Below are 26,007 nucleotides of genomic sequence, written 5' to 3'. Positions count from 1 at the left end.
GCCAGACCGGGTTTTCGAGACAGAGGAGAACGACATGACCATGAAGACCGAGGTATCCCGCCGCGCCGTTCTGGCTGGCACAGCTGCCGGAACGGCCGCGCTCGCCGTGCCGGGCGTGCTGCGCGCGCAGACGAAAACCGTGAAGATCGGCATCCTGCAGCCGGTCACCGGCGCGCTCGCCTATGACGGGCAGCAGGGCCAGATCGGCGCCGAGGCGGCGATCAAGGCGATCAACGACGCCGGCGGCATCAAGTCGCTGGGCGGAGCCAAGCTGGAGATGGTGTTCGGCGATGCGCGCTCGACGCCGGAAGGCGGCACGGCGGAGGTCGAGCGCATGCAGGCCGAGGGCGTCGTCGGCATCGTCGGCGGCTTCGCCTCCCCCATCTGCCTCGCCGCCAGCCAGGCCGCGGCCCGCTACGACCTGCCCTATATCGTCGATGTCGGCGTGGCGGATTCCATCGTCACCCGTGGGCTGAAGAACACCTTCCGCTTCGGCCCCGGCTTCGGCATGGTCACCAAGACCGCGCTCGCCAACCTCGCCAAGCTGAACGATGAGGCCGGAAAGCCGGCCAAGACCGTCGTGCTTGTCCATGAGGACGGGCTGTTCGGCGCCGGTCTCGCCAAGCTGATGCAGGCGGAGCTGCCCAAGCTCGGCTTCGAGATCCTCGACACCATCGCCCACCCGACTCCGGCGCGCGACATGTCGAACATCGCGCTGCAGATCCGCTCGAAGAACCCCGACCTCGTCATCCCCTCGAGCTATTATGGCGAGTTCGCCCTGCTGGCCCGCACCATGCAGCAGCAGCGCATCAAGCCGAAGGGCATCTACGCCGTGCTGAACGGCGCCGCCTCGAACTACCGCTTCGTCAAGGAATTTAACGAGGCCGCCCAGTTCGTGATGGACTGCAACCACTGGCATGACCCGCGCAAGCCCGTCGCCGAGGCGCTGCGCAAGCAGGTCGAGGCCTCCGGCAAGTTCTGGACCTACAACATCCCGCTCAACTACTCCTGCGTCGGCCTGCTGGCGGACGCCATCGAGAAGGCGGGCTCGACCGACAAGGCCAAGGTCACCGAAGCGCTCGCTGCCTCGACCTATGCCGGCCACATCATGCCCTATGGCCCGACCAAATTCGTCGATGGCCAGAACCAGGGCGGCGCACCGGTCAACACCCAGGTCCAGGGCAACGACATCAAGGTGATCTTCCCGTCCGACTTCGCCGACGCCAAGCCGGTCTTCCCGCGCCCGGCGTAAGGCGTCGATGACGGCCGCGGCTCCCTTCTCCCCTTGCGGGAGAATGTGGCTCGGCGAAGCCGACGGATGAGGGGGGCGCGCCGACCCTCGTCCGCCAGCCTGTCGTCTCCAGCGGAAACGTAGCGAGACCCCTCATCCGGCCCTGCGGGCCACCTTCTCCCGCAAGGGGAGAAGGGAAGGACTTGAATGTTCGCACCCGACATCATCCTCGCTGCCGTGCTGAACGGCCTGATGACCGGCTCGGTCTATGCGCTGATCGCGCTGGGGCTGACGCTGGTCTACGGCGTGCTGCACATCATCAACTTCGCCCATGGCGCGACGCTGACGGCGGCGATGTTCGCCGTCTATGTGGCGCAGGCGACTCTGGGGATCGACCCTTATCTCGCGCTGCTGCCGATCACCCTGCTGTTCTTCGGCCTCGGCTATATCGTGCAGCGCTTTGTCATCGGCCCGGCGAGCCATGGCGAGGATCGCAACATCCTGCTGGTCACCCTCGGCCTGTCGATCGTGATCGAGAACGCCATGCTCTCGATCTTCCGCTCGGATACGCGCTCGATCGACGTGCCCTATGCCTTCGAATCCATCGATCTCGGCTTCACCTTCCTGGCGCTGCCGCGCGTCGCGGCCTTCGGCGTGGCGCTGCTGGTCGCGCTGCTGCTCGGGCTGCTGCTGACCGGAACCGATACCGGCAAGGCGATCCGCGCCGTCGCGAAGGAGAAGACCGGCGCCGCGCTCGCCGGCATTGACGTCGCGCACATCTACGCCGTCACCTTCGGGCTGGGCGCAGCCTGCGTCGCGATCGCCGCCTGCCTGCTGATGCCGACCTTCTACGTCACCCCGCGCGCCGGCAACGCCTTCGTGCTCGTCGCATTCACGATCGTGGTGCTCGGCGGCATGGGCTCGATCCCCGGCGCGCTGCTGGGGGCGCTCTTTATCGGCGTGGTCGAGAGCCTGTGCGGCCTGTTCTTCGGCGAGAGCCTCGGCCAGATCGGCATCTTCCTGATCTTCATCCTCGTCCTGCTGGTGAAGCCGACGGGCCTGTTCGGAGCCCGCGCATGATCCGCGCCTATGGCCCTGCTCTGGCCCTGATAGCGCTCGCCGCGCTCGTGCCCTTCGCCGTCTCGGCGAACACGGTGCTGAACTTCGTCGTCTTCGCGTTGATCATCGCGCTGGCGGCGCAAGGCTGGAATCTGCTCGGCGGGCTCGCCGGCCAGTTCTCCTTCGGCCACGCCGCCTTCTTCGGCACCGGCGCCTATGCTGCGGCGATCCTGCAGACGCGCTACGGCGTCAACGCCTGGGCCGCCTTCGCCTGCGGCATCGCGCTGGCCGGCGCGGTGGGCTGGATCATCGGCTTCCTGAGCTTCCGCTCCGGGCTGCGCGGCTCCTATTTCGCGCTGGTGACGCTCGCCTTCGCCGAGGTGTTCCGCATTCTGGCCAATGCCTCCTCCGTCACCGGCGGCGCGGCGGGAACGCTGGTGAAGCTCGACGTACGGCCGGAAAACTTCCAGTTCGCCAGCCGGGGCGCCTTCGTCTGGATCGCGGTGGCGCTGGTCGGTTTCGTCCTGCTGATGACGATCGCAATCTCGCGTTCGCGCTTCGGAGCCTGGCTGACGGCCGTGCGCGAGAACGAGGACGCTGCCCGCGCCCTCGGCGTCGACACGCTCTCGGTCAAGCTCAAGGCGATCACGCTCTCGGCGGCGATCACCGGCGCCGCCGGGGCGCTCTACGTGCAGTATTACCTCTATCTCGATGCCGGCATCGCCTATGGCGCCTGGATATCGGTCGAGGCGCTGATCGCGCCGATCGTGGGCGGCATCGGCACGGCCTTCGGGCCGGTGCTGGGCGCCGTGGCGCTGCATGTCTTCGGCGAAGTCGCCAAGGCCGTGGCTGGCGGCATCCCCGGCATCGACCTCGTGCTCTACGGCCTGCTGCTCGTCGCCACCATCGCCTTCGCGCCCGACGGTCTCATGGGTCTGCTCAAGCGGCTGGCCCGCCGCAAGGCGCAGGAGACGCGCTGATGCTCACCGTCAACGCCGCCACGAAGCGCTTCGGGGGACTGGTCGCCGTCGATGCCGCGAGCCTTGAGGTCGCGCCGGGCTCGATCACCGGGCTGATCGGCCCCAACGGCGCCGGCAAGACGACGCTGTTCACGCTGATCGCCGGCTTCGAAACGCCGAGCAGCGGCACGATCCTGTTCGACGGCGCCGACGTCACCGCCCTGCCCGCCCATCGGCGCGCCGAGCGCGGCATCGCCCGCACCTTCCAGATCGTCCAGCCCTTCGCCGGCCTCTCCGTCGTCGAGAACATTGCGGTCGGCGCCTATCTGCGCCATCCGCGCCGGGTGGACGCGCAGGCCAAGGCGCGGGCGGTCGCCGACCTCGTCGGCCTCGGCGGCATGCTTGACCAGCCGGCCGCGGCCTTGACCGTCGCCGGGCGCAAGCGCCTCGAACTCGCCCGTGCGCTCGCGACCGAGCCGAAGCTGCTGCTGCTCGACGAGGTGCTGGCCGGCCTCAACCCGTCCGAGATCCGCGACATGCTGCCGGTCATCCGCCAGATCCGCGGCCGGGGCGTCACCATCCTGATGGTCGAGCATGTGATGCAGGCCGTGATGAGCCTGTGCGAACACATCCATGTGCTGGCTCAGGGCAAAATAATCGCCGAGGGCAAGCCGGCCGAGATCGCCGCGCACCCCGCGGTCATCGAGGCCTATCTCGGCCAGGGCGCCGCCAAGCGGCTGCAGGCCGCGCCGACCGGAGGCGCCCATGCTTGAGGTTCGCGGCCTCGTCGCCGGCTATGGCGGCACGGATGTCCTGCGCGGAATCGATCTCGATGTCGCTCCCGGCGAGATCGTCGCCGTCCTCGGCGCCAACGGCGTCGGCAAGACCACCCTCAACCGGGCTCTCTCCGGGCTGATCGCGCCGCGCGCCGGCGCCATCCGCTTCCTCGACGAGGCGATCGGCGGCAAGAAGCCCGCCGCCATCGTTTCCGCCGGGCTGATCCATGTCCCGGAAGGGCGCCGCATCTTCCCGAACATGAGCGTGCGCGACAATCTCGTGCTCGGCAGCTACCGGCGTGGCAAGCCCGGCCGTCTGGCCAATCTGGAGCGCATCTTCACGCTGTTCCCCCGCCTGCGCGAGCGCTCGGCGCAGGCCGCCGGCACGCTTTCGGGCGGCGAGCAGCAGATGCTCGCCATCGGCCGCGGGCTGATGGGCGAGCCGAAGCTCATCATCCTCGACGAGCCTTCGCTCGGCCTCTCGCCGCTGCTGGTCGAGGAGATGTTCACGCTGATCGCCCGCATCGCGGCCGAAGGGCTCGCCGTCATGCTGGTCGAGCAGAATGTGGTGCAGTCGCTCGAGCTGGCGAGCCGCGCCTACGTCATGGAGAACGGCCGCATCGTCGTCGCCGGCCCTGCAGCCGCAATCGCCGCCGATCCGGCCCTCAAGCACGCCTATCTCGGATTGTGAGGCCCCGATGACCGCCCACGTCAAAGCCGAACCCGTGATGCACCGGCCCGGCACCCCGGCCTGGCTGACCGAGTTGGCGCGGTTCTGCGCCGGCCTGCGCTACGAACACCTGCCCGAGCCCGTCGTCGCGCGCACGCTTCAGGTGATCGGCGACTGTATCGCGGCGATCGCCGCCGGCGCGCAGGAGCCGGAGACCATCGCGCTCGCCCGCCGCATGGCGCCGACAGACGAGGCGACCGGCGCGGCCGTCATCGGCGCCGGCCGCCGTGCGAGCCTGAGCCTGGCGGCGTTCCTCAACGGCACGGCCGGCACGATGCTGGAGCTCGACGAGGGCAACCAGTTCTGCCGCGGCCATCCCGGAATCCATGTCGTGCCCGCGGTGCTGGCAGCGGCGGGGCGGCTCAAGGCCAGCGGCCGCGACATCATCACGGCCATTGCCCTCGGCTACGAGATCGGCGCGCGCATCGGCATCGCCTCGAAGCTGCGGATCACGATGCATCCGCACGGAACCTGGGGCACGGTCGGCGCGGCCGTCGCCGTCGCCTGGCTGGAGCGCCGCGATCCGGCCGGCATGATCGAGACGATCAATGTCGCTTCCTCGCTCGGCCTCTCGACCAGCCGCCGCACCATGCTGGAAGGCGGCACGGTCCGGAACAGCTTCGCCGGCTTCTCCAACCAGATCGGGCTGATGGTGTCCGATCTCGTCGCCGCCGGCTTCACCGGCGAGGCGGACGGGCTCGGCACCGTCTACGGCACGGTCATCGCCGATGACTGGCGCCCGGAGGACATGGTCGCGGAGCTTGGCCAGCGCTGGGAGGTCGCGCGCAACTACTTCAAGCGCCATGCCTGCTGCCGCTACAACCACGGCGCGCTCGACGCGCTGGCCGAGATCGTTTCGCAGGAAGGCGGCCGGATCGACCCCGCCGCCATCGAGCGCGTCGATGTCGCGACCTATATCTGGGCGGCCCAGCTTGCCGGCCAGGAGCCGCACAACATGCTGGCTGCGAAGTTCTCGCTGCCCTTCTCGATCGCCACGACCATCGTCCACGGCGCGGCGACCGTGCCCGCCTTCCGCGAGCCCGCCCGCACCGACGAGGCGATCCGCGCGCTGGCGCGCCGGGTCTTCGTTCGCGAGGATCCCGCCGCGACGGCGAAGCTGCCGGCGCTGCGCCCGGCCAGGGTCACGATCGCGCTGAAGGATGGGCGCTTGCTCGAGGCACAGGCGATGACCAATCGCGGCGATACGGAAGACCCGTACACGCCCGCGGAAGTGCGCCAGAAATACTTCGATCTTTCCGTTCCGGTCTGGGGCCAGCCCCATGCGGAGGCGATCATCGCCGCCGTGGATGCCCTGCCGGGCGCGACCGATCTTTCGGCGCTCGACACCCTGCTCGCCGCTGCGCCCATCACCAGGACCTGATTGATGACATTCTCGCTCAAGGCTCGCTTCGGCCAGCCGCAGATCGTGCTGGCACCCGGTGTCTACGATGCGCTGACGGCCTCGCTCGCCACCGATGCCGGTTTCGAGGCGCTCTATGTTTCGGGCGCCTCGATCGCCTATACCCGCCTCGGCCGGCCGGATATCGGGCTGGTCTCGATGGCCGAGGTCGCCGAGACCATCACCATGATCCGCGACCGCGTCGCGACCCCGCTCATCGTCGATGCCGATACCGGCTACGGCAACGCGCTCAACATGCAGCGCACCATGCGGCTCTTCGAGCGCGCCGGGGCCAACGCCCTGCAGATCGAGGACCAGAGCTTTCCGAAGCGCTGCGGCCATCTGGCCGACAAGGGCGTGATCCCGACCGGCGAGATGGTCGGCAAGATCAAGGCGGCGACCGACGCCCGCGTCTCCGCGGAAACGCTGGTGATCGCCCGCACCGACGCCATCGCCGTCGAAGGTTTCGACAAGGCGATGGAGCGGGCCCATGCCTATGCGCAAGCCGGGGCCGACATGCTGTTCGTCGAGGCGCCGGGCTCGGCCGAGGAGCTCTCCCGCATCGTCGCCGGGCTGAAAGGCACGCTGCCGCTGATGGCCAACATGGTCGAGGGCGGTCGCACGCCGATCAAGTCCACCGCCGCGCTGGAAGGGCTCGGCTTTTCGCTGGTGATCTTCCCGGGCGGGATCGTGCGGGCGCTCGCCCGGGCGGCGCAGGATTTCTACGCCAGCCTCCACGCCAACGGCACGACCGACCCGTTCCGCGAGCGCATGTTCGATTTCGACCAGCTCAACGCCGTGATCGGCACGCCGCAGATGATGGCGGCCGGCAAGGCCTATGAGGGCAAGCCGTGACCGCAGCCCTCGACCCCGTCACGCTCGCGGTCCTGAAGGGCCGTCTGGAGCAGATCGCCAACGAGATGGACGCGACGCTCTATCGCTCCGCCTTCAACCCGATCATCGCCGAGGCGCATGATGCCTGCCACGGCCTCTATCATGCGACGACCGGCGACACGCTGGTGCAGGGCACCTCGGGCCTGCCGATCTTCGTCGGCGCCATGGCCTTCGCGGTGCGCGCGGTGATCGCGCGCGTCGCGGCGGGCGCGGCCAACGAGCCCGGCGATACCTGGCTCTTCAACGATCCCTATGAGGGCGGCACCCATCTCAACGACATGCGCCTGGTGCGACCGATCTTCCGCGACGGGCAGTTGTTCTGCTGGCTCGCCTCGGTCGGGCACTGGCTCGATGTCGGCGGCAATGTCCCCGGCAACTTCAACGCCAAGGCGACCGAGAGCTTCCAGGAGGGTTTCCGCATCCCGCCGGTGAAGCTGGTGCGCAAGGGCGAGTTCCAGCACGACATCGTCGAGATCCTGAACGCCAATTCGCGCCTGCCGCAGTCGAACTGGGGCGATCTCAACGGCCAGCTCAACGCGCTCGATCTCGGCGAGCAGCGGCTCTCGGCCCTGCTGGACGATTACGGCGCCGGCACCGTCAATGCAGCGCTCGATGCCTTCAGTGCCCGCGCCGAGGCGCTGATGCGCGCCGAGATCGCGGCCCTGCCGGACGGGCGCTACTCCTTCGACGACTTCCTCGACAATGACGGCATCAGCGACGAGCCCTTGCGGATCGCGCTCGATCTCACGGTCGAGGCCGACGCGATGACGCTCGATTTCTCGCGCTCCGCTCCGCCCTGCCGCGGGCCGCTCAACATCGCCTATTCGACAGCAGTCGCCTGCTGCTATGTCGCGCTGAAGCACATCTTTCCGCATGTCCCGGCCAATGCCGGCGTGCTGAAGCCGATCACCTTCATCATTCCGGACACGACGCTGCTGGGCGTCACCGCGCCCAAGCCCGTCGGCGGCTATACCGAGACAATCTTGCGCGTCATCGACACGGTGTTCGGCGTCTTCGCGCAGATCGCGCCCGAGCGGGCCAACGGCTCTCCCTATGCGACGATCAACGCGCTTTCTCTGGCCGGCCATCGCGACGACGGCTCGCGCTTCGTGATGTTCTCCTTCTTCGGCGGCGGCCTCGGCGGCAATCCGGAAGGCGACGGCCTCAACCACGGCAACAACCCGATCTCGACCGCGACCATCCCGCCGGCCGAAATCCTGGAGGCCGCCTATCCGGTGATGTTCACGCAATGGGCGCTGCGACCGGATTCGGGCGGGGCGGGACGTCATCGCGGCGGCTGCGGCGCGATCTACGAGATCGAGGCGCTGAGCGAAAGCGGCGCCGACGTCTTCCTGCTGGGCGAGCGCGGCAAGTTCCCGCCCTTCGGCGTCGCCGGCGGCAGCGCGGCCGCCATGAACCGCTTCGTCTACGATACCGATGACGGGCCGAAGTCCCCGACGCTCGTCACCAAGATCGCCGACATCCACATCGCCAAGGGCCAGCGCGTGCGCCTCGAAAGCCCCGGCGGCGGTGGCTATGGCGACGCCAGAGCGCGCGATCGCGAGGCCGTGCGGCGCGACGTCGCCAACGGCTACATCAGCGCCGAGGCGGCGCGCGAGACCTACGGGCTGGACATCGAGATCGGCTGATGACGACTTCCCCTGCCAAAGCCGTCGTCGGTGTCGATGTCGGCGGCACCTTCACCGACCTGTTCTGGTTCGACGAGGCGGCCAAGCGCTTCCGCACCGCCAAGGTTCCCTCCCAGCGCGGCGACGAGGCCAAGGGCTTCATCGCGGGGCTGACCACCTTCGGCCCGGTCTCGGAGCTCGCCTCCATCGTCCACGGCACCACGGTCGGCACGAATGCGCTGCTCGAGCGCAAGGGCGCGAAGATCGGCGTCATCACGACGCCCGGCTTTCGCGACGCGCTGGAGATGCGCCGCCGCGACCGGCGCCAGACCTGGGGGCTGTGGGGCGATTTCACCCCCGCCGCCTCGCGCGACTGCCGGCTGGAAGTGCCCGAGCGCACGCTCGCGGACGGCACGATCCGCACGGCGGTCGACCGCGAGGCCGTGCGCGAGGCGGCCCGTGCCTTGATCGCCAAGGGTTGCGAGGCGCTGGCGATCATCTTCATCAACGCCTATGCCAACCCGCAGAACGAGCGCGACGCGCTGGACGCCGCCCGCGAGGTCTGGCCAAACGAGAACATCGCCTGTTCCTCGGCGATCCTGCCCGAGATCCGCGAGTTCGAGCGCGCCTCGACCACCGCGCTCAATGCGACGCTCCAGCCGGTGGTGGGCTCCTATCTTCGGCGGCTCGAAGATGCGCTGGAAGCCGACGGCTTCACCGGCCGCTTCCACATCGTGCAGAGCAATGGCGGCGTGATGTCGACCGCCACCGCCCGGCGCCTGCCGGTCCGCACGGCCCTCTCCGGCCCGGCCGCGGGCGTGATCGCGGCGGCGGCGGTGGCGCGCGCCGCCGGCCACCCCGACATCATCACCGGCGATCTCGGCGGCACCTCCTTCGACGTCTCGCTGATCGCCGGCGGGCAGGCTGCGCTGGCGGCCCAGACGACGATTGATTTCGGCATGGTCATCCGCACGCCCATGATCGAGATCACCACGATCGGCGCCGGCGGCGGCTCGATCGCCCGCGTCGATGCCGGCGGCCTGCTGGAAGTCGGCCCGGAAAGCGCGGGCTCCCGGCCCGGCCCGGTCTGCTACGGCCAGGGCAATACCCGCCCAACGCTGACCGACGCCAATCTCGTGCTCGGCCGCATCGACGGCTCGAAGCCGCTCGGCACGCTGCAGCGGCTCGATGTCGATGCCGCCCGGGCCGCCATCGCCAGGGAAATCGCCGAGCCGCTCGGCCTCGACGTGATGGCGGCGGCGGAAGCCATCGTGAAGATCGCCAATGCCCGCATGGCCGGCGCGATCCGCCTCGTCTCGATCGAGCGCGGCCATGATCCGGCGCTGTTCATGGCGATGCCGTTCGGCGGCGGCGGCGCGCTGCATGCCGGTGCGCTCATCCACGAGGTCGGGCTGAAGGGCGCGCTCGTGCCACGCTTTCCGGGCGTCACCTCGGCGCTGGGCTGCGTCATCGCCGACATCCGCCATGACGGCGTGCAGACGGTGAACCTGATGCTCGACGGGCTGGACGCCGCCGCGCTCGACGCCCGCATGGTCGAGGCCGGGCGCGAGGCTCATGCCGTCGTCGCCGATGCGGGCCTCTCGGTCGAGCGCATCGACGTGCTCTACGAGCTCGACATGCACTATCTCGGGCAGACGCACACCGTCTCCGTGCCGCTGCCGATCACCCTCGGCGAAGCGAGCACCGGCATCAGCGCCGCGATCATCCGCGAGGCCTTCGATGCGGCCTATGGCGCCGCCTTCAGCCGGCTCCTGCCGGGCATCCCGGTTCGCATCGTGACGCTGCGCACCGCGGCCATCGGCCGCCGCCCGGCCTTCGACCTGACGGCGCTCGCCCCGCCGGCCGATGCCGCTGTCGAGACGGCGCGCCGCGGCACCAGGAAAGTCTATCTCGACGGCGCCTGGCGCGAGACGGCGATCTGGTCGCGGCTGGACCTGCCGGTCGGGGCCCGCATCGACGGCCCGGCGATCTTCGAGCAGCCGGACGCCACGACCTTGCTCGACCCCGGCCTGACCGCCGAGGTCGATGCGCTGGGCAATCTCGTGATCATGAGAGGCTGACCATGGCTGGCCCCCTCGCCTCGCTCGCCAGCACGGCGCTGCTGATCGTCGACCTGCAGAACGATTTCATCCATCCCGACGGCGCCTATGCCAAGGGCGGCGCCGCCGCACCGGAAGCCCAGGCGCTGCCGGCGAAGCTGAAGCCGCTCGCCGACAGCCTGCGCGCGCGCGGCGGGCTGGTCGCGGCAACCCAGTTCACGCTCGTGCCGGGGCGCGGCGGCGAGCCGCTGATCTCGCCGCATCTCAAGCAGATGCGGCCGTTCCTGAAGCGCGGGGACTTCCTGCCCGGCGGCTGGGGCCACCAGGTCGTCGATGCGCTGCAGCCCATCGACGTCGGCGTCGAGAAGATCGCCTATTCCGCCTTCTACCAGACGCGACTCGAATGGCTGCTGCGCAAGCTCGGCATCGAGCACCTCGTCGTCGCCGGCATCGTCACCAATGGCGGGGTCGCCTCGACCGTGCGCGACGCGCATGTCCGCGACCTCGAGGTCACCGTGCTGGAGGATGGCTGCGCGGCCCCGACGCCGGCGATGCATGCCGAGGCGATCGCGGCCCTGAAGCCGGTCGCCCGCATCGCGACCATCGCCTCCGTGCTGGCCGAGGTCGAGGCGCTATGAACCGGGTGCTTCCCGCGGCCGGCGTCGCCTTCGAGGCCGAGGCCGATGTCCTGATCGTCGGGGCGGGTGCGGCCGGGCTCGTCGCGGCGCTCGCCGCCAGCGAGGCGGGAGCCGAGGTCGTCGTCGTGGAGCGGGACGCGGTGCCGAGCGGCTCGACAGCGCTCTCGGCCGGGCTCATTCCCGCGGCCGGAACGCGTTTCCAGCGCGAGGCAGGCATCGAGGACAGCCCGGAGCTCTTCGCGGCCGATATCATGGCCAAGGCCGAGGGCGAGCCCGACCCAGCGGTGGTCGGGCGCCTCAGCGAGCATATCGGCCCGGCGCTGGAATGGCTCGCCGACGCGCACGGCCTGCCCTTCGACGTGGTGACGAACTTCTCCTATCCCGGCCATTCCGCCCGGCGCATGCACGGCCTGCCCAAGCGCACCGGCTCGGAGCTCATCGGCCGGCTGCGCGAGGCGGTCGAGGCCCGCGACATCCCGATCCTGACGGAGTTTCGCGCCACCACGCTCTTCGCCGACGACGCCGGCCGCGTCGCGGGCCTCGCGGGCACGCGCCCCGGTGGCGGCGAGGAGCGCATCGGCTGCAAGGCCCTCATCCTCGCCTGCAACGGCTATGGCGGCCATCGCGGGCTCGTCGCCCGGCACATCCCGCAGCTGGCGGAGGCGCTCTGGTTCGGCCATTCCGGCAATGAGGGCGACGCCGTGCTCTGGGGCGAGGCGCTCGGCGCCGAGCTCGTCCACATGTCCGGCCACCAGGGCCATGGCTCGGTCGCCCAGCCGCACGGCATCCTGATCAGCTGGGCGACGGTGATGGAGGGCGGCTTCCAGGTGAACACCGCCGGCCAGCGCTTCTCCGACGAGAGCCACGGCTATTCGGAGCAGGCCGCGACCGTGCTTACCCAGCCCGCGGGGAAGGCCTGGACGATCTTCGATGAGCGCATCGCCGGCATCGCCCGGCAGTTCGAGGATTTCCGCCAGGCCGAAGCGCAAGGGGCGATCGTCAGGGCGCAGGACATGGTGAGCCTCGCCGCCGCGCTCGGCCTGCCCGCGACGAGCCTTGCGGCCACCGCCGCCGAGGTCGCGGCGCTGAAGCGCGGCGAGGGCATCGACCGCTTCGGCCGCGACTTCCGGAACGCGCCTGCCCTGGAGGCGCCCTTCTGCGCGGTGCGCGTCACGGGCGCGCTGTTCCACACCCAGGGCGGGCTGCGCATCGACACGCAGGCGCGCGTCCTCCGGCCGGACGGGGCGGCCCTGCCCAACCTCTTCGCCTGCGGCGGAGCCGCGGTCGGGGTCTCGGGCTCCCGCGCCTCCGGCTATCTCTCGGGCAACGGCCTGCTCACCGCCGTCTGCCTCGGAGAGATCGCAGGCAGAGAGGCCGCGCGGCCCGTGCGGCTGGACGCTCAGTACATCGCCTCGTAGCCGCAATTCACCACCAGCTCGGAGATCGACGCGGTGTTCGGCGGTGCGACGATCCGCGAACGTGCTCATCTGGAAGCCGGCATTGGCGTAGCCCGACCGGGTGGCCGGCCGGGCTGGCCGCCGCTCAGAAGAGATGGAAGGGCGGCCTGGCGTCGTCCGGCAGGAGCGGCTTGTAGGGCGTCTTCGCCAGCCGTTCCTCGAAATCGGCCCTGGTCTGCCGCAGCAGCTCCGGCTCGGAGAGCACATCCACCGCCACGCCGGCCATGGCCTTGGCGACATGGACCATGCCCTTATGCGCCAGCGGCGACTGGCCATGGGCGGTGAGCTGCCAGGAATGGCCGGGCGTGCCGATCGTATAGGTCGCGCCGCGCGCCTGGACCGTGGGAACGGCCCAGGAGACGTCGCCGACATCGGTCGAGCCCATCATCGTCGGCCCCGGCACGTCCTTGGGCCCGATCCTGTCGCAGAGCGGGAAATCCGAGACCGGCAGGCCGGCCCGGCGGAAGGCCGTCTCGATATGCGCCGGCGTCACGGTCTGCTGCATGCGCCGGGCGAAGGCGACATCCTCCGCGTCGAAGGGCGGCGGCCCCAGGCGATCCAGATTGCGCTGCATCGCATCCTCCAGGGGCGTGTTCCCCAGCAGGCTGCTCATGGCGCTGACGACCTCGCTGGTGACGCTCGTCTCCGTCATCAGCGCCGCGCCATCGGCGATCTTCCGGACGCGGGCGAGCAGCTCGTGCACCTCCGAGACCGCGATCGCGCGAACGACGTAGCGCAGCTTGGCCTTGGCCTGCACGACGTTCGGCGCGATGCCGCCGGCGTCGAGATAGGCATAGTGGATGCGGGCGTCGGAAGGCATGTGCTCGCGCATGTAGTTGACGCCGACATTCATCAGTTCCGCGGCATCGAGCGCGGACCGGCCGAGATGGGGCGCGGCCGCCGCATGCGAGGCCTTGCCGGAGAATTCGAAATCGATGGTGGTGTTGGCGAGCGCGACCGGCGCGGTGACGGCGGCGAAAGCGGCCGGGTGCCAGGAGATCGCGACATCGACGTCCTTGAAGGCGCCGTCCTTGACCATGAAAGCCTTGCCCGCCCCGCCCTCCTCGGCCGGGCAGCCATAGTAGCGGACGCGCCCCTTCAGCCCGTGCCGGACCAGATAATCCTTGACCGCGGCCGCCGCCAGCATGGCCCCGGCGCCGAGCAGATTGTGCCCGCAGCCATGGCCGGCGGGCTGATTCGGAAGCGGCTGATGCTCGGAGACGCCGGGCGCCTGGGACAATTCGGGGAGCGCATCATACTCGCCGAGGATGGCGATGACCGGCCCGCCCTCGCCCGCCTCGCCCATCACCGCGGTGGGCAATCCGGCGATGCCGGTCTCGACGCGAAAGCCCTCCCGGGCGAGCTGCTCGGCATGGGCCGCCGCCGACTTCACCTCGCGGTAATTGAGTTCCGGCATCTCGAAGACGCGGTCGCTCAGCGCGATATATGCGTCCTGCTTGCCATCGACGATCGACCAGATTTCCTCGGTATTCTGCACCATCATCTCCTGCGGCTTTCATTCCGTCCCGGCATTGCCGGATACGACACCGGCCAGTCGCATCTGCGACTGCGAAGGCAAGGTACCACCGGCCGATCGTCAGGGAGGCTGACTTTTTTCACGTCACACTGAGGCGATTCCCGCATGGCGACGAAGTGGAGCCGGCAAATGTCATCGTGCACCCCAGCGGCTTCCGATCACCTGCCAGAACAGTAGCTCACCGGCTTGGAGAAGGCCTTGCCCGGATATAAAACCAAGTCATGAATCGGACTGTTGAGCCAGCCCCGCTGCGGGGGGCTTGATCTTCGGCTGCGACAGGACGCCTGTCGATACGTCGCCGCTTTATGCCAGCGCATGGGCCCATGGCTTCAGGCCCTCCGGCAAGGTGATGGAACACGGATGGTATATCCGCTTTGGGGGGCATTCCCAGCTTGCCTTGATGGAGCATTTGATGCCGAGCAAGGGCGCCATCGTTCCAAATCAGCGTCATCGTCCGCTCTCGAGGACCGCTTCGTGCGCACTAAGGGAATGCCGTTCGTGCCCCTCGTAGCTGGCCTCTGCCTGACCGTCTCGAACCAGGCTCTGACCGATCTTCTCTCTCGCATCGCTGACAGGCAGTACCGGGTCGGCATCATCGGCTTGGCTATTTCAGCATCCCGCTGGCTCTGATCACCTGCAACCCAACTTCTCCGTGATCGGCGTTGACATCGACACCAGGCGCATAGCGCAGATCAATCGGGGCGAGAGCCTCCTCAAGCACACCCCCCGTCCGCGGGCGTTGATGTTGCGAAAACCCATCGAGCCCCTGCCAACTGGCTGTCGCGATTGCGGCGCGTCGTTTTTCGCGCAAAAGACGCCTCCCGGGCAAGACAGCACTCGCGATTCCATCAGGACTTCGGCAAGGCCTTTCCATCCGCACACAAATCATAGGCATTGACGACATCGACCAGCTTTCGATTGTTGGCGGCCATATCGGCGACCGACCTGACCCGGTGCTGGCCATCCCGTATCGAGGCTATGATCTGGCGTGTCGTCGCCAGATCGAAATGCAAGGGGTCCTTGTACCGCGACAGATCATCGGAGATCGACCTGTCTGCCTGGAAATCGAAAAGCGAGACATTCTGGAAGCCGAGCACCTCTTCCGCCAGCCGCTCCCGGAAAGGCAGATGGACCGGCAGGAAGCGCGTAGCGCCGGGGATATAGATCAGTGTCGCCAGAGGCGGCAGGAAAAGATGGAACCTCACCTCGGGATAGGTTCGGATCAGCTCGACGAGGTTCTGCCGGATCGACTGCTCGCGCTTCTCGACGAGAGCCGCCGCCAAAGGACTTTGAGCGCCCGCATACTTCTCCTTGAAACTGTCGCAAGTCCCGCCCCAGGCCTTGACCGTGACGGCAGACCCAAACTCGAACTTGTCGTACCAGGCATGGTAAGCATCGAAATCCGTCTCGCCATAGCCTTTCAGGGCGGCGATCGAGAGGCGGGACGTGCCGAGAGCGAGCAGGTATTCGATATTGGGAATCGGGATATTGCGATACATGTGCCAGGGAAACGGCGCCTGATCGTCGCGAACTGCGGCAGGCGCGAGGTAGAAGGCGCCCGTATCGATCCCCCAAAACACGTTCCTGACACGCCCGCTCTCGAGCGCCGTCCGCAGAACGAGAAATTGCTCATGCGCCGTCGACCCCGAGACCGAGAGCTTGGTTGCGGGCTTTCCCCACAGGGCGCGAATGTCGCGCGGCAGGAAATTCTCTGTGACCGAAGACCCAACGACGACGGTGTCTTCGGCAAAATTACGGGCGAGACCTGCGCTCTGGTAGCGCTGCATCCCGCCCCAGAGGACCGGCTTGTACAGAGTTGCGGCGCGATAGTACTGGAACGGATCAATGACGTAGTTGAACGTTGCCATCACGGCCGCCGACAATGCGAGAACCGCCAGGAAAGCGACGAGGAACTTCCGAGACCGGCCGGCCACCTCATCGTTCATGGAGACGATCCTCAATAGCGGCCCGCGCGGATGACGGCCAGGCAAGACTCAATCCGACATCGACGGATTCACGCGACGTTGCAACAGCAAGATTTCAATTCGTGCAAGCCAAGGGAACGGCTTGACCCCGCTGGCAAATTCTCACAGATGAACCTCATGCTAAACAAGATTCTCGTCACGGGCTGCGCCGGATTCATCGGCTTCCATGTCGCCAAGCGTCTTCTGACGGCGGGCTGGTCGGTCGTCGGCCTCGACAATGTCAACGACTATTACGACACCCGGATCAAGGAGGGCCGTCTCGCGATCCTCCAGCAGCAGGCCGGCTTCCGGTTCGAGCGGCTCGATCTCGCCGACAGGGCGGGCATCGCCGGCCTGCTCGAGCGGGAACGCTTCGCGCGCGTCGTCCACCTCGCAGCGCAGGCGGGCGTGCGCTACTCGCTGAGCCATCCGGACGTCTATATCGACTCCAACATCCGGGGCTTCGAGAACATCCTGGAAGGCTGCCGGCACAATGGCTGCGAGCACCTGATCTACGCCTCGTCCTCCTCGGTCTATGGCGCGAACACGAAGCTGCCCTTCAGCACCTCTGCCTCGGTCGATCATCCGATCAGCCTCTACGCCGCGACCAAGAAGGCCAACGAGCTGATGGCGCATACCTATGCGCATCTGTTCAAGCTTCCCTCGACGGGACTGCGCTTCTTCACCGTCTACGGTCCGTGGGGACGCCCGGACATGGCGATGTGGCTCTTTGCCAAGGCCATCCTCGCCGACCAGCCGATCAGGCTGTTCAACAACGGCCAGATGCGGCGCGACTTCACCTATGTCGACGATATCGTCGAAGCGATCGTCCGGCTGGTGCCGCAGGCCCCGGCCGGCAACCCGGCCTGGTCGGGCGACAGCCCCGATCCGGCGACGAGCTATGCACCCTGGCGCGTCTTCAATATCGGGAATTCCAGTCCCGTCGAACTCATGTACGTCGTCGAGCAGATCGAGCGCTCGCTCGGCAAGAAGGCCGTCAAGGAGTTCTTGCCGATGCAGCCGGGCGACGTGCCGGCGACCTATGCCGATGTCGCCGATCTCGAGGCAGCGGTCGGCTTCCGCCCTGAAACCACGATCGAGGACGGCATCGGCCGCTTCATCGCGTGGTTCAAGGAGTATCACGCGGCGTAGCTTGGCAACCGACGGGGCGGAGGGCGAAGCAGGCCGCCGCCCTTGTCATCAGTTCGGGATCGTCCCCTCCGAGTTCGCTCGATGCTGTTCAACTCCTACCCTTTTCTCTTCGTTTTCCTGCCCATCGCGCTTGCCGGCTATTTCGGGCTGGCGCGGCTCGGCCAGCGCTTCGCCGCGAGCTGGCTGGCCCTGGCCTCCCTCGGCTTCTACGCCTGGTGGGATACCCGCTTCTTGCCCGTTCTGTGCCTGTCGATCATCTGGAACTTCGGCGCAGGCTGCTTGCTGAACCATTTGGCCGAAGCACGGCAAGGCGGCCTGAAACGGTTCATACTGCTGATCGCCATCGCCGGTGACCTCGCCGCGCTGGGCTATTTCAAATACGTCAATTTCTTCATCGGGATCGCCGGAGACCTGTCAGGCATCCAGCTTGCCGCCGTCAACGTCGTCCTGCCGCTGGGCATCTCGTTCTTCACGTTCACCCAGATCGCCTTCCTCGTCGACACCGCTCAGGGCAAGGCGAGGGAATTCAACTTCATCAACTACGTCCTCTTCGTCACCTATTTCCCGCATCTGATCGCCGGCCCGATCCTGCATCACAAGCAGATGATGCCGCAATTCGCGGATTCCGCGACCTATGTCCCACGGAGCACCAATTTCGCGATCGGCGCAGCCTATTTCACCATCGGGCTGCTCAAGAAATGCCTACTCGCCGACAGCTTCGCCCCCGATGCGGCGGCGGCGTTCGCCACGGCCGGCGCAGCGACACTGGGGGCAGCCGCAGCCTGGAAAGGCGCGATCGCCTATACGCTACAGCTCTATTTCGACTTCTCCGGCTATATCGACATGGCGATCGGCCTGTCGCTCTGCTTCGGCGTGCGACTGCCCCTGAACTTCAACTCGCCCTATCGCGCCGCCAACATCATCGATTTCTGGCGGCGCTGGCACATGACACTGTCGCAGTTCCTGCGGGACTATCTCTACATCCCGCTGGGCGGAAACCGGCGCGGCACGGCACGGCGCTATGCCAACCTGATGATCACGATGCTGCTCGGCGGCCTCTGGCACGGCGCGAGCTGGACCTTCGTCATCTGGGGCGGGTTGCATGGACTCTATCTGATCATCAACCACGCGTGGCAGCATGTAAAGCCGACCTCGGCGCTTCAACACATACCGCCCGCTATCCGGATAACCGTTGCGACATTGATCACATTCCTGGCCGTGGTCGTCGCCTGGGTCTTCTTCCGCGCGCCGGACGCGACCACCGCGCTGCTGATCCTGCAGGCGATGACCGGCTTCCACGGCCTCGGCACGCTCCCCACCCGCACATTCAGCGACATCGACCTGTTTCTGATGATGACGAAGCTGCCCAGCGCCATCACGTTCTGGAACGACATCGTCTTGTATATCGGCGGGCTCGCGATCGTTTTCTTCCTGCCCAACAGTCAAGCGATCGTCGAACCGGAGCGCTACGGCAAGGATGCGGCCGGCTTGCCCCTGCTGTCCTTGCGCTGGCAACCCGGTTGGGCATGGGGGGCCGCGATGGGGCTGGCCGTCGCTTTCAGCCTGACGCTGTTCATGAGCACCAGCGAATTCCTGTATTTTCAATTCTGAAACAGCCGCATGCGCCCGCAAGCATCCGGATGTCGCCAGCCTGGTGGTTGACTTCTCCGGACCTTGGAAGCAAAGCCTCGACTTCAGATCGCTTCATTACCCGAAGTCCCGTTTCGCGGAAGTTCTCCATGGCCCAGTCCGACGCCGGCAAAAGCGAAAGCTTGACCGATCTCCTCGCTCGCATCGCCGGCAGACAATACCGGATCGGCATCATCGGCCTCGGCTATGTCGGGATTCCCTTGGCGCTGACGGCCTGCAAGGCCGGGTTCTCGGTGGTCGGCTTTGATATCGATGCCAAGCGTGTCGAGCAGATCAATCGCGGCGAGAGTTTCATCAAGCATATTCCGACCGAGGCGATTGCTGCTGCGCTGCAGCAAAATCGTTTCCGCGCGACGACGGACTTCGATCAACTGAACGACGTCGACGCGATCATCATCGCCGTGCCGACCCCACTGACCAAGCATCGCGAGCCGGATCTGAGCTATGTCGAGGCGACCGCACGAGCGATCGCGCCGCGCCTGCGCAAGGGCCATCTCGTCGTGCTGGAATCGACGACCTGGCCTGGTACGACCGACGAGATCATGCGCCCGATCTTCGAGAAGACCGGCCTGAAGAGCGGCGTCGACTTCTACCTGGCGTTCTCGCCTGAGCGCGAGGACCCCGGCAACCCGGATTTCGGCACCTCGACGATTCCGAAGGTTGTCGGCGGTGACGGCGCGGATGCGCTGGAGCTGGCCAATGCCGTCTACAGCGGGCTCGTGGTCAAGACCGTGCCGGTCTCGTCCTCGGCCACGGCCGAAGCCGTCAAGCTGACCGAAAACATCTTCCGCGCTGTCAACATCGCGCTCGTGAACGAGCTCAAGGTGATCTACGGCAAGATGGGTATCGACGTTTGGGAGGTGATCGATGCCGCCAAGACCAAGCCCTTCGGCTTCATGCCGTTCTACCCGGGCCCTGGCCTCGGCGGCCACTGCATCCCGATCGACCCGTTCTACCTGACCTGGAAGGCGCGGGAATTCGACGTCACCACCCGTTTCATCGAGCTTGCCGGCCAGATCAACACGGCGATGCCGCACTGGGTGGTCGACCGCGTTGCAGAAGCGCTCGACCGGCGGCAGGGCCGTGGCCTCAACAATGCGAAGATCCTGATCATGGGCGTCGCCTACAAGAAGAACATCGACGATATGCGCGAAAGCCCCTCGCTGCGCCTGATCGAGCTTCTGGAAGAGCGCGGAGCTAAGGCGGATTACCACGATCCGCATATCCCGGTGATCCCGCCAACCCGTGAGCATGCAAACCTCACCGGCCGCGCGTCGGTGCCCCTTTCCGCGGATGTGCTCGCCGGCTATGACGCGGTGCTGATCGCAACGGACCATGACGCGGTCGACTACAAGGCGCTCGTCGCTGCAGCCCGCCTCGTCGTCGATACGCGCAATGCCTGCGCCAAGGCTGGCTTGACCGGCGACAATATCGTCAAGGCCTGAGCCGGGACGCCTCAGGGGAAACGCCAGAGACCAACGCCATGACGTCATTCGCACTGATCGGTGCCGCCGGCTATATCGCGCCGCGCCATATGAAGGCCATCAAGGCTGTCGGCGGGGATCTCAAGGTCGCCTTCGACCCCAATGACTCCGTCGGCATCATCGACAGCCATTTCCCGCAGGCGCATTTCTTTACCGAGTTCGAGCGCTTCGACCGCCATGTCGACAAGCTGCGTCGCCGCGGTGAGCGCATCGACTATGTCAGCATTTGCTCGCCCAACTACCTGCACGACGCGCATATCCGTTTCGGTCTGCGCGCCGGCAGCGACGTGATCTGCGAGAAGCCGCTCGTTCTTAATCCCTGGAACATCGACGGGCTGATCGAGATCGAGCGCGAATCCGGCCGCAAGGTCAACACGATCCTGCAGCTACGGCTGCACCCGGCGATTCAGGCGCTCAAGGAGCGCATCGCTTCCTCCAACGAGCGCCATTCGGTCGACCTGACCTACATCACCTCGCGGGGGCGCTGGTATCACGCCTCCTGGAAAGGCGACGACGCCAAGTCCGGCGGCGTCGCGACCAATATCGGCGTCCATTTCTTCGACATGCTCGCCTATGTCTTCGGGCCGCTGCAGTCGCAGACCGCGAACCTGCGCGAGGCCGAGCGCGCCGGCGGCCTGCTCTCCTACGAGAAGGCCGATGTGCGCTGGTTCCTGTCGGTCGATTCCAATGACCTGCCGGACAGCGTGAAGGGCCAAAAGACGACCTACCGCTCGATCACGATGGACGGCGAAGAGGTCGAGTTCTCGGACGGCTTCACCGACCTTCACACCCGCAGCTATGAAGAGATTATCGCCGGCAAGGGTTATGGGCTGGAAGACGTGCGCTTCTCGATCGAGGTGGTCTCGCAATTCCGCAATGCTCCGGTGGTGACGGCCGGCGAGACGCATCCCTTCGTCGCCAAGTATCGCAAGGGTTGAGCCATGGCCGGCGCATCGCAGATGCGGGAGGATCCGCGCTTTCCCGGCGCGCTCGTCCATGAGAGCGCCTATGTCGACGAGGGTGCGGCTCTCGGCGCCGGCACCAAAATCTGGCATTTCGTGCATGTGCTGGGCCAGACCACAATCGGCCGCGACTGCGTACTCGGCCAGAACGTGATGGCAGGGCCGCGGGTCACGATCGGCGACGGCTGCAAGATCCAGAACAATGTCGCGTTGTATGATGGCGTAGAGCTTGAAAACGACGTGTTCTGCGGTCCATCCTGCGTCTTTACCAACGTCAACAATCCGCGGGCCTTCCTGAACCGCAAGTCCGAGTTCCGCCGCACGCTGGTCAAACGCGGCGCCAGCATCGGCGCCAACGCGACCATTGTCTGCGGGCACACGCTCGGCGCCTATTGCTTCATCGCCGCCGGCGCCGTGGTCGCCAAGGATGTTCCGGACTTTGCCCTGATGGCTGGCGTTCCAGCCCGCCGGATCGGCTGGATGAGCCATAATGGCGCCAAGCTCGGGGCCGACTTGGTTTGCCCGGAAACCGGGCGTCGCTACCGCGAAACAGGGCCAGACAAGCTCGAGGAGATCGTCTGATGAGCGAGCGTCCGACAATCGAGTTCATCGACCTCAAGGCCCAGCGCCGTCACATCGGGCAAGCCATGGAGGACGCGATCCTCAAGGTTGTCCGCGACGGCAACTACATTCTGGGGGAGCAGGTCGGCCAGTTCGAGAAGGGTTTGGCGGATTTCTGCGGTGCCAAGCACGCCATCGGCGTCGCCAATGGCACTGACGCGCTGATCCTCGTCCTGGAGGCTCTGGGCATCGGGCCCGGCGACGCCGTGATCTGCCCGAGCTTCACCTTCGCGGCGACCGCCGAGGTCGTGGCCTGGATGGGCGCGACGCCGGTCTTCGCCGAGATCGACGAGGCGACCTATAATCTCGATCCGAAAAGCCTTGCAGCGGCTCTGGATACTGCGCGGCAGCACAAGCTCTCGCCGCGCGCCTTGATCAGCGTTGATCTCTTCGGACAGTCCTGCGACTACGAGCCGATCGAGGCCTTCTGCCAGCAGAACGGTCTGATCCTGATCGCCGACTCGGCGCAGGGCTATGGCGCGCGCTACAAGGACCGCGTCGCCGGCGCGATCGGCGATTTCGCCACGACCAGCTTTTTCCCCGCCAAGCCGCTCGGCTGTTACGGCGACGGCGGTGCGATCCTTACGAACGACGATGCTCAGGCCGATTTGCTGCGTTCCCTGCGCTTCCACGGGAAGGGTTCCTACAAATACGACAATGTCCGCGTGGGCGTGAACTCGCGGCTCGACACCATCCAGGCGGCCGTCCTGATCGAGAAGCTCAAGGTCTATGCCGAGGAGATCGAGAAGCGGCAGGTCGTGGCCCGGCGCTATACCGCGGCACTGAAGGACGTCGTCGTGACGCCTCATGTCATGGCAGATTGCGTCTCGACCTGGGCCCAGTACACGATCCGCGTCGCCGCCGACCGCCGCGACGCCTTCCAGGCAGCGCTGAAGGCCAAGGGCGTGCCGACCACGGTCTATTACCCCAAGCCGCTGCACCAGCAGACCGCCTACAAGCACTTCCCCGTCGCCGGCAACGGCCTGCCGATCTCCGAGCGCGCCGCGCAGGAGGTCGTCGCCCTGCCGATGCACCCCTATCTCGACCAGGAGACGCAGGACTATATCATCGCGCAGGTCCGAGAGGCTCTGGCGGCGCCGACCGCCGCGGTCGCCTGAGGGGCTAGTCCGCCGCTCGCGGCCGCTCAGCTCAGGCAGGCGAGCATTGCCTCGGCCCGGTGCCTGTAGGTATGGCCCGCCATCACCGTCTCGTAGGCAGCTGTGGCGATTCGCGAGCGCTCTCCGCGGTCCTTGAAGCGGGCGATGACGGCATCAGCATTCGACAGATCCCGCTCGAGCGCGAAATAGTGCTCATCCGCCACGAGGATATCGTTGAAGCGGCCACGATAGGCGATCTGGCAGGTGCCGGTGCCGATCGCGTCGAAATGGCGGGACGAGATGGCTTTCCCGTAGGCCGGCGCTCGCGGCTCCTTCTTGAAAAAGGCCTCATTGAGTTCTTCGAAGCTGGTGTTGTAATCGTCCAGCACCTCGAACCCGATCGGCCCCTTCTGCAGCAGACGCCAGAGCACGGCCTTGACCGGGCTCGGCAGATGGCGCGCCGCGCGGCGCAGCGGGCTCTCGTTGCTGATCACGATGCCGCTGCGCTTGCTCTTGAGGTAGGCGTAGATGCGGTCGATCAATTCGTCGTTCGGCGAAATGTACCAGCTGCCGGTCTCGGTCGTGATGGTGCCGTAGCTGGTCTGCAGGAAGCGGGCCCAGTGGGCCCGGTCGAGGCGCTTGTCCTCGCCGACATCGATCGATAATCCCAGGCGCGCGCCGTTGTCGCTGAAGAAGCGCATCATGGTGTTGCGGTCGTCGTCTCCGAGATAAGGCGGGTACTTGTAGCCGCGCACGCCGATGTCGCGCTCGCGCTTTTCCGGGCCGGGGGTGAAGACGACCGGGTTCAGGGCGTGAGGCATCGAGACGATGCGGGCGCCCGACGCCGCATAGAGATAGTCGCCGGCTTCCTGCAGGAGCTGCGTCGCGACGATGTCGCAACGAGCCGTCGCGAACAGCCGAACGCGCTCGGCCGTCGAAACATACGGGAAATTGAACTCGTTCCCGACGAAAGTCGCGACCTTGGCCCGCCGGCGTTCGGCGAGAACCGGAGCCAACGGGGCGAAATAGTCGAGGGTGTCACTGTTGCAGCTATGCAGGAGGATGACCGCGTCGAACTGGTCGATCTCCTGCCGCAGTTGCTCCGGCGTCAGCGTCATGATGTTGCGAACCGAGCAATCATAGCCCAGATGCTGTTCGAAGGCGTCCCGCCAGTCGTCGTAGTAGGACACGCGATTGGGGTAGATCAGCGCCAGGATGAGTGTTCTGAGGCGGCTTTCGTTCATTCCTAGTCCTGAGTGTCGGCCGGCGGCTCTGCGGCGCACGGCATGGCCGGTGCTATCGGGCGGCCGCTACCTTGTCGACCAAGCCCAGAAGCTTGTCTTCATAGACCTCCCAGCAATAGTCGGTATCCGCTGCCGCGTGTGCCCGGGCGCGACACAGCTCGAGTGCCGGTGCGTCCAGCGCGCTGGCGACCGCTTCGGCGAGCGAGCCCGGGCGGCTGACGTTGTAGACCCAACCCATCTCATGGCTGCGCACCATGTCGGCGACGAAGGGGATGTCGTTGGTCAGGACAGCCAGCCCTGCATGCATGTATTGCGAGAGCTTGTTGGGACAAGCGAAACGATAGGACGGCAGGTCGCCCTTGTAAGGAATAATGCCGATATCGGCCTCGGCCGCCGCCGCGATCAGGTCCGCCTCGAAGACGGGCGGCAGGAAATAGACACTGCGGCCCAGGAGCTTCAGCTGTTCGGCCTGGCTTCTGAGTGCTGCGGTGACCGCATTCTCCGGCCCTCTCAGGAACAAGGTGGCGCGATCGCCATCGACAGCCAGCCATTCGCGCAGCAAATCGTCCAGCCCGCGGCCTTCGACGAAATTGCCCTGGTAGAGAAACTTGACGCGCCCCTTGGCCAATGACGCCATCTCGGTTCCGAGCGGCCTGACGCGAGCGCTCGGGCGGGGCTCGGCATTGGGAATGGCCTCGAAAGCCTCTGTCCCGAGAACCGCTGCCAGTTCTGACGCGAGCTGGGGGCTGACGGTCAAACGCAGATCCGTGTGGCTCGCAAGCTTCCGCTCGTACCAGAGCGTCGACGCCACAAAGGTCGGATGCACGAACTGCATCGCGTAGTACTCATGGGAATCGTAGACAAGCGGGCTGCCCGTCTGCTGCTTGAGCTGGACGCCGGTCTGCAGCACATACAGATCGTGGCAGAAGATGATGTCGGGCCGGACGGGATTGGTTGCGAAGTAGCGCTGCAGCGTGTGATTGACGGCCAGCGTCTGCAGCAGATACGCGACATTCGTCCGCAGCCTTCTATAAAGCGGCAAGCGAAACGCCTCGGCTGCCACCGACGCCGGTTCGCGCCCACCATGGGCGCTGCTTCCGGCCGCGCGTTGCATGGAGAAGGCCTGCCACGCCATGTCCGGCCATGGCAGCATCATGTAAGGCAGGCGGACCACCTCGTAGCCGTGCTGGGTGTTTGCCGCAGCGGCAGGTCGCTTGTCACGGGAACGCGTCGTGGAGACGACCTTGACCGTGTGGCGTTTGGCCAAACCGGCAGCCGTGTAATGGATCCGCGGGTCGAGCGAAGGCTCGTGCGGCACCAACATGAGGATGTTCAATCCACCGGCAGGGGAGGTCGCAGAAAGGGTCATTTAATCAAGATTTTGCAGCTTCTCGGCGCCGGTGCGCTGGCCTTAGCACAGCTTGATGCGAAGCTGCCAGCCCGCGGTCGGGATTATCCCGGCTCC

At 66.6% G+C, this 26,007-nt stretch carries 21 protein-coding genes; 17 read left to right on the top strand and 4 right to left on the bottom strand.

Features of this window, described 5'->3' with window-relative positions; all coding sequences use genetic code 11:
- The first annotated feature begins 34 nt into the window (after window positions 1–34).
- From BW981_RS19290 to BW981_RS19240, 11 genes are all read left to right on the top strand, one after another.
- The gene (locus tag BW981_RS19290; RefSeq protein ID WP_076442197.1) at window positions 35–1,252 is read left to right on the top strand and encodes an ABC transporter substrate-binding protein; all 1,218 of its coding nucleotides are present in this window, start codon (window positions 35–37) and stop codon (window positions 1,250–1,252) included.
- 186 nt (window positions 1,253–1,438) lie between these two features.
- Window positions 1,439–2,311, top strand: a complete 873-nt coding sequence (locus BW981_RS19285; protein ID WP_076442195.1) for a branched-chain amino acid ABC transporter permease — start codon at window positions 1,439–1,441, stop codon at window positions 2,309–2,311.
- The gene (locus BW981_RS19280) at window positions 2,308–3,270 is read left to right on the top strand and encodes a branched-chain amino acid ABC transporter permease (RefSeq protein ID WP_076442193.1); all 963 of its coding nucleotides are present in this window, start codon (window positions 2,308–2,310) and stop codon (window positions 3,268–3,270) included. Before BW981_RS19285 ends, BW981_RS19280 begins: the two co-directional genes overlap by 4 nt.
- The gene (locus BW981_RS19275; RefSeq protein ID WP_076442191.1) at window positions 3,270–4,022 is read left to right on the top strand and encodes an ABC transporter ATP-binding protein; all 753 of its coding nucleotides are present in this window, start codon (window positions 3,270–3,272) and stop codon (window positions 4,020–4,022) included. The genes BW981_RS19280 and BW981_RS19275 overlap by 1 nt, the downstream gene beginning before the upstream one ends.
- Entirely contained in the window at window positions 4,015–4,716 is a 702-nt protein-coding gene (locus BW981_RS19270; RefSeq protein ID WP_076442190.1) for an ABC transporter ATP-binding protein, read from the top strand. Before BW981_RS19275 ends, BW981_RS19270 begins: the two co-directional genes overlap by 8 nt.
- A gap of 7 nt (window positions 4,717–4,723) precedes the next feature.
- Window positions 4,724–6,136, top strand: a complete 1,413-nt coding sequence (locus BW981_RS19265; protein ID WP_076442188.1) for an MmgE/PrpD family protein — start codon at window positions 4,724–4,726, stop codon at window positions 6,134–6,136.
- Window positions 6,137–6,139: 3 nt separating this feature from the next.
- Window positions 6,140–7,009 carry an isocitrate lyase/PEP mutase family protein gene (locus tag BW981_RS19260; protein WP_076442187.1) on the top strand — a complete coding sequence of 290 codons (870 nt, stop codon included), beginning with the start codon at window positions 6,140–6,142 and terminating at the stop codon, window positions 7,007–7,009.
- Window positions 7,006–8,697, top strand: a complete 1,692-nt coding sequence (locus tag BW981_RS19255; RefSeq protein ID WP_076442185.1) for a hydantoinase B/oxoprolinase family protein — start codon at window positions 7,006–7,008, stop codon at window positions 8,695–8,697. Before BW981_RS19260 ends, BW981_RS19255 begins: the two co-directional genes overlap by 4 nt.
- A complete protein-coding gene (locus BW981_RS19250) occupies window positions 8,697–10,757 on the top strand; it encodes a hydantoinase/oxoprolinase family protein (RefSeq protein ID WP_076442183.1) in 2,061 nt (686 codons plus the stop codon). Before BW981_RS19255 ends, BW981_RS19250 begins: the two co-directional genes overlap by 1 nt.
- A gap of 2 nt (window positions 10,758–10,759) precedes the next feature.
- Window positions 10,760–11,374: a cysteine hydrolase family protein gene (locus BW981_RS19245; protein ID WP_076442181.1), complete on the top strand. Its 615-nt coding sequence runs from the start codon at window positions 10,760–10,762 to the stop codon at window positions 11,372–11,374.
- The gene (locus tag BW981_RS19240; protein WP_076442179.1) at window positions 11,371–12,792 is read left to right on the top strand and encodes an FAD-dependent oxidoreductase; all 1,422 of its coding nucleotides are present in this window, start codon (window positions 11,371–11,373) and stop codon (window positions 12,790–12,792) included. The genes BW981_RS19245 and BW981_RS19240 overlap by 4 nt, the downstream gene beginning before the upstream one ends.
- A gap of 124 nt (window positions 12,793–12,916) precedes the next feature.
- On the opposite strand, the gene BW981_RS19235 is transcribed toward BW981_RS19240, so the two are convergent.
- Both BW981_RS19235 and BW981_RS19230 read right to left on the bottom strand, forming a co-directional pair.
- Window positions 12,917–14,329, bottom strand: coding sequence for a M20 family metallopeptidase (locus BW981_RS19235; protein ID WP_076442220.1), 1,413 nt, complete (start codon window positions 14,327–14,329; stop codon window positions 12,917–12,919).
- Window positions 14,330–15,216: 887 nt separating this feature from the next.
- A complete protein-coding gene (locus BW981_RS19230; protein ID WP_076442178.1) occupies window positions 15,217–16,314 on the bottom strand; it encodes a hypothetical protein in 1,098 nt (365 codons plus the stop codon).
- 156 nt (window positions 16,315–16,470) lie between these two features.
- Here BW981_RS19230 and BW981_RS19225 point away from each other — a divergent pair, with 156 nt between their 5' ends.
- The 6 genes from BW981_RS19225 (at window position 16,471) to BW981_RS19200 (ending at window position 23,319) form a co-directional block, all read left to right on the top strand.
- Window positions 16,471–17,484 (top strand): NAD-dependent epimerase, encoded by a 1,014-nt coding sequence (locus tag BW981_RS19225; RefSeq protein ID WP_076442218.1) that lies wholly within the window; start codon window positions 16,471–16,473, stop codon window positions 17,482–17,484.
- Window positions 17,485–17,565: 81 nt separating this feature from the next.
- Window positions 17,566–19,095, top strand: a complete 1,530-nt coding sequence (locus BW981_RS19220; protein WP_076442176.1) for an MBOAT family O-acyltransferase — start codon at window positions 17,566–17,568, stop codon at window positions 19,093–19,095.
- Window positions 19,096–19,223: 128 nt separating this feature from the next.
- The gene (locus tag BW981_RS19215; protein WP_076442175.1) at window positions 19,224–20,579 is read left to right on the top strand and encodes a nucleotide sugar dehydrogenase; all 1,356 of its coding nucleotides are present in this window, start codon (window positions 19,224–19,226) and stop codon (window positions 20,577–20,579) included.
- 38 nt (window positions 20,580–20,617) lie between these two features.
- Window positions 20,618–21,556, top strand: coding sequence for a Gfo/Idh/MocA family oxidoreductase (locus BW981_RS19210; RefSeq protein WP_076442173.1), 939 nt, complete (start codon window positions 20,618–20,620; stop codon window positions 21,554–21,556).
- A gap of 3 nt (window positions 21,557–21,559) precedes the next feature.
- Window positions 21,560–22,162, top strand: a complete 603-nt coding sequence (locus tag BW981_RS19205; protein WP_280174207.1) for an acyltransferase — start codon at window positions 21,560–21,562, stop codon at window positions 22,160–22,162.
- The gene (locus BW981_RS19200) at window positions 22,162–23,319 is read left to right on the top strand and encodes a DegT/DnrJ/EryC1/StrS family aminotransferase (protein ID WP_076442172.1); all 1,158 of its coding nucleotides are present in this window, start codon (window positions 22,162–22,164) and stop codon (window positions 23,317–23,319) included. Before BW981_RS19205 ends, BW981_RS19200 begins: the two co-directional genes overlap by 1 nt.
- A gap of 26 nt (window positions 23,320–23,345) precedes the next feature.
- Here the strand turns inward: BW981_RS19200 and BW981_RS19195 are convergent, their stop codons facing one another.
- A complete protein-coding gene (locus BW981_RS19195) occupies window positions 23,346–24,542 on the bottom strand; it encodes a glycosyltransferase (RefSeq protein WP_076442170.1) in 1,197 nt (398 codons plus the stop codon).
- A gap of 52 nt (window positions 24,543–24,594) precedes the next feature.
- Window positions 24,595–25,911 (bottom strand): glycosyltransferase family 4 protein, encoded by a 1,317-nt coding sequence (locus BW981_RS19190; RefSeq protein ID WP_083712497.1) that lies wholly within the window; start codon window positions 25,909–25,911, stop codon window positions 24,595–24,597.
- Window positions 25,912–26,007: the final 96 nt, after the last annotated feature.

The organism is Allobosea sp. TND4EK4 (assembly GCF_900156025.1).
In the GTDB taxonomy this organism is placed as follows: Bacteria; Pseudomonadota; Alphaproteobacteria; order Rhizobiales; family Beijerinckiaceae; genus Allobosea.
The sequence above is the reverse complement of the archived record's forward strand: the minus strand, read 5'-3'. Positions and strand labels throughout refer to the sequence as shown.

Bases quoted from the DNA above. Each gene is read 5' to 3' on its own strand.
- BW981_RS19250 (WP_076442183.1), top strand. From the start codon at position 8,697: ATGACGACTTCCCCTGCCAAAGCCGTCGTCGGTGTCGATGTCGGCGGC.
- BW981_RS19230 (WP_076442178.1), bottom strand. From the start codon at position 16,314: ATGAACGATGAGGTGGCCGGCCGGTCTCGGAAGTTCCTCGTCGCTTTC.
- BW981_RS19200 (WP_076442172.1), top strand. From the start codon at position 22,162: ATGAGCGAGCGTCCGACAATCGAGTTCATCGACCTCAAGGCCCAGCGC.
- BW981_RS19195 (WP_076442170.1), bottom strand. From the start codon at position 24,542: ATGAACGAAAGCCGCCTCAGAACACTCATCCTGGCGCTGATCTACCCC.
- BW981_RS19210 (WP_076442173.1), top strand. From the start codon at position 20,618: ATGACGTCATTCGCACTGATCGGTGCCGCCGGCTATATCGCGCCGCGC.
- BW981_RS19190 (WP_083712497.1), bottom strand. From the start codon at position 25,911: ATGACCCTTTCTGCGACCTCCCCTGCCGGTGGATTGAACATCCTCATG.
- BW981_RS19245 (WP_076442181.1), top strand. From the start codon at position 10,760: ATGGCTGGCCCCCTCGCCTCGCTCGCCAGCACGGCGCTGCTGATCGTC.
- BW981_RS19205 (WP_280174207.1), top strand. From the start codon at position 21,560: ATGGCCGGCGCATCGCAGATGCGGGAGGATCCGCGCTTTCCCGGCGCG.
- BW981_RS19215 (WP_076442175.1), top strand. From the start codon at position 19,224: ATGGCCCAGTCCGACGCCGGCAAAAGCGAAAGCTTGACCGATCTCCTC.
- BW981_RS19260 (WP_076442187.1), top strand. From the start codon at position 6,140: ATGACATTCTCGCTCAAGGCTCGCTTCGGCCAGCCGCAGATCGTGCTG.
- BW981_RS19275 (WP_076442191.1), top strand. From the start codon at position 3,270: ATGCTCACCGTCAACGCCGCCACGAAGCGCTTCGGGGGACTGGTCGCC.
- BW981_RS19265 (WP_076442188.1), top strand. From the start codon at position 4,724: ATGACCGCCCACGTCAAAGCCGAACCCGTGATGCACCGGCCCGGCACC.
- BW981_RS19240 (WP_076442179.1), top strand. From the start codon at position 11,371: ATGAACCGGGTGCTTCCCGCGGCCGGCGTCGCCTTCGAGGCCGAGGCC.
- BW981_RS19220 (WP_076442176.1), top strand. From the start codon at position 17,566: ATGCTGTTCAACTCCTACCCTTTTCTCTTCGTTTTCCTGCCCATCGCG.
- BW981_RS19270 (WP_076442190.1), top strand. From the start codon at position 4,015: ATGCTTGAGGTTCGCGGCCTCGTCGCCGGCTATGGCGGCACGGATGTC.
- BW981_RS19280 (WP_076442193.1), top strand. From the start codon at position 2,308: ATGATCCGCGCCTATGGCCCTGCTCTGGCCCTGATAGCGCTCGCCGCG.
- BW981_RS19285 (WP_076442195.1), top strand. From the start codon at position 1,439: ATGTTCGCACCCGACATCATCCTCGCTGCCGTGCTGAACGGCCTGATG.
- BW981_RS19225 (WP_076442218.1), top strand. From the start codon at position 16,471: ATGCTAAACAAGATTCTCGTCACGGGCTGCGCCGGATTCATCGGCTTC.
- BW981_RS19290 (WP_076442197.1), top strand. From the start codon at position 35: ATGACCATGAAGACCGAGGTATCCCGCCGCGCCGTTCTGGCTGGCACA.